The organism is Metabacillus niabensis, assembly GCF_902829255.1.
GTDB classification, from domain to species: domain Bacteria; phylum Bacillota; class Bacilli; order Bacillales; family Bacillaceae; genus Metabacillus; species Metabacillus niabensis.
This window is the reverse complement of the sequence record NZ_CADEPK010000416.1, coordinates 1-3292: the sequence shown is the minus strand read 5'-3', so window position 1 is coordinate 3292 and position 3292 is coordinate 1. Positions and strand designations below refer to the sequence as shown.

Sequence of the window (3292 nt, the reverse complement as noted above, 5' to 3'; positions counted from 1 at the left end):
CTTCATAGGCATAACTAAACTGTACAAGGTCCTCTTCAATTTTTGCCTTTAATTTACATACCCTTGCTTCACCAATCGGAATGATGAGCGGGATATATTCGAACTCTCCCCATTCACATTTCATTACGTTAAGACATTTTCCTTTTTCTTCATCATATGAAAGGTAGAAATACACATAATTATCTGTGTTGTAATAAAGAACCAATCCAGCCATTTGCAAAAACGACTTTGGCGCAAAATCGACAGCTGTCTCCACTTCACATTGAAAATGTTGCTGTCTCCTTGCAAGCAAATGTTGGTCTGTTAAAGAGTGCAACGATTCTCCGCCTTTAATACGTAAATATCCCTTCCGTTCTGATAATGAAACCCATGATTCATCCGCAGGGCGACGAAGTGTATTCCATGTTTTATGTAACATTTCGCCATTAAAATCATCAGTATCATTGCTATCTTCTTGAAATTGATATACTGGTAAATTAGGGGCCTTCACTTCATCCTTCGGTTCATTTCCTCCCCCTTCAAGACGTAGCCAGCCATCCTCGGTCCATTTTACACGTTGCAAGGCCGTTTCCCGTCCTAATATCGAATACTTCCCTTTAACTGGACGACTGCATAAATGGGCGATAAACCATTCATTTGTCTGTGTACAAACAAGGCTTGCATGCCCTGCTTTTTGTAAGGTTAGTTGTTCATTATGAGCAGATGTTAACATCGGATTTTTCGGATCAACCTCATATGGGCCAGTTATCTTCTTCGACCGAGCAACTGTGACAGCATGTGTTTTTCCTGTTCCACCCTCAGCCGTAATAAGATAATAGTAACCATTTTGCTTATAAATGTGAGGTGCCTCTGTTTTCCTCAATTCAGTTCCATCAAAAATTTTATAGAGTGGACCAATTAGCTGCTTTTCCTTTTCGGAATACTCTTGCATGAAAATGCCATTCGACTTATTTCTTCCTTCAATCCGATAATCCCAACAGACATTTAACAACCATTTTCTCCCATCCTCATCATGGAACAAAGACGGATCAAAGTTACCACTATTTAAGAAGATTGGTTCTGACCATGGACCTGTTATCTCCTCTGCAGTAATTAAGTAATTATGGGCATCCTTAAATGGATACTTCCCTCTTTTCACATCGGTATAAACGAGATAAAATAATCCATTGTGATAGCTCAATGCAGGAGCCCAGACACTACACGAATCAGGATTCCCTGAGAAATTCGTATGCTCTGTTAAAATATTCGTTAAATGACGCCAATGTCGTAGATCCTTAGAATGATAGACTGGAACACCGGGGTACCATTCAAAAGTTGATGTAACAATGTAGTAATCATCATCAACTCGAATGATACAAGGATCTGGATTAAAGCCTGTTAAAATTGGATTTATAATGATATTTTCCATATACTCGCTCCTTTTCATCGCTTGGATGGATGTATCCTTTCTCTTAACAGCTATGTATTAAGAGAAAGGACCTTGATTTTTTAAAATTTTATTTTTGTGCTTTTTTGTAGGCCTCTTCAAACTCTTGTGCCATCGCATCTCCACCTGATTTTTTCCACTTTTCAACTTCTGCATCAAAGCCTTTTTCGTCGATTTCTCCCATAATGTATTTAATCGTTGCATCGATAATAATTTTTTCCAGCTCTGTTCCTCGCTCACTAGCTGTTTGCGAGTCTAATGGGACTGTTGGATCGAGTACTGCAAATTCAGCATTTTCTTCAATTAATTCATTTACTTGCTGTTTTGCTGGATTTGCATCTATTAATGAATGAGTAATTTCACTTGGTCTTGAGCTTGAGAAAGGTTGAACATCCTTTTGCCATAATTCATTATCAATAATTTGGAATGCACCATTTTCATCAATTTCATAATGTGTGCCTTCAATTCCACCTGTCATTAACATGAAAACTTCCTCATCAATTAGGTCATTGATAAATTGCAAAATTCGCTTTAATTCTGCCTCTGATTCCACTTCTGTTTTCGGAAATGCTAGTAACCCGCCAACTCCGCTATTTTCAGACCAAATATGATGTTTGCCATCTGGTCCTTTAATTTTATTTACCGGGACAATTTCCATTTCTTCCTGAATGCCTTCAGCAAGATTTAATAAACCTGTGACACCAACTAATCCGGTAAATATCCCTGTCTTCCCTTGTGCAAATTTATCCATTTGGTCATTTTTTGCAGTTACGGCAAAATCCTTATCTAAATAACCATTTTCATAAAGCTTTCTAGAATAGTTCATCGTATCCTTATAAGCTTGTGTTTCAACCTCATGAGTAAATGTTCCATTCTCATCAACAGCCCATCCATTCGGTGTACCAAAGTAAGAGCTTAATGTCTTAAAGCTGCCGTATCTTAGCTCATTTCGATCACCAAAGCCGACTGTATCATCCTTCCCATTACCGTCTGGATCATCCTCTGTAAACGCTCTCGCAACTTCGTATAATTCGTCTAAGGTAGTAGGGACCTTTAAACCTAAATTATCTAGCCAATCCTTGCGAAGAAGTAAACCTGAGCGGGCTAAATCCTTTTGAAACGGAACACCGTATAGTTTTCCGTCAATGGATGCAGCTGACCGAATTTCTTCAGAAATTTGCTTTAAATTGTCATAGTCATCTAAATACTTTTCAACCTCCCAAAACATGCCTGACTTTAAAGACTGTCTTACAGAGGAATTTGTTAGCATCGTTAATGAAACAATATCCGATAATTCACCAGAGGCTAAAGCTGCGGTAATTCGTTCTTCCTTCGAAGCATCAGGAACCCAATTAAAATTGATATCCGCATTCGTTGCTTCCTCAATTTTATTCAATACTACATCAGTCGGTGGTGATGGTGTATGGAGCATCGCTGTCCAGCTCACTTCAAGCTTTGAATCTGAGCTATATTCCTTTGAATCACTACCTGCCTTCTCGCTATTATTTCCACATGCGGCAAGTAGAAGCTGTGATGCAACGAGTACATTAACTGCAATTATTTTAAAGAATTTCTTTTTCTTCATTTTCAGTCTCCTCTTTGTTTTTTACGAAGCTATTAATGATACATATGCCATTAAATATTTCTAAACCTTTTAATACAATCCATCCTCACCAAACTTTTTCGCTAGCTTATTAGCTCCTATGACGAGAATTAAGCCAACGAGTCCTTTAAACATTCCAACCGCTGTACTATAGCTTAATTGACCGTTCTTCAATCCTGCCGTATAAACGTATGTGTCAAAAATTTCAATCGATTCACGGTTTAATGAGTTTAATAATAGGTAAACATGCTCAAAGCCTAGAT

At 37.9% G+C, this 3292-nt stretch carries 2 protein-coding genes and 1 pseudogene; all 3 read right to left on the bottom strand.

Features of this window, described 5'->3' with window-relative positions; genetic code table 11:
* Nucleotides 1-1408 (bottom strand): glycoside hydrolase family 43 protein (locus tag HU235_RS23065; protein ID WP_174881727.1); only part of this gene is annotated, 1408 nt, incomplete at its 3' end.
* 88 nt (nt 1409-1496) lie between these two features.
* The gene (locus HU235_RS23060) at nt 1497-3011 is read right to left on the bottom strand and encodes an extracellular solute-binding protein (protein WP_145581925.1); all 1515 of its coding nucleotides are present in this window, start codon (nt 3009-3011) and stop codon (nt 1497-1499) included.
* A gap of 69 nt (nt 3012-3080) precedes the next feature.
* Nucleotides 3081-3292: pseudogene (locus HU235_RS23055) on the bottom strand (sugar ABC transporter permease); the annotation flags it as partial.

Bases quoted from the DNA above. Each gene is read 5' to 3' on its own strand.
- HU235_RS23060 (WP_145581925.1), bottom strand. From the start codon at position 3,011: ATGAAGAAAAAGAAATTCTTTAAAATAATTGCAGTTAATGTACTCGTT.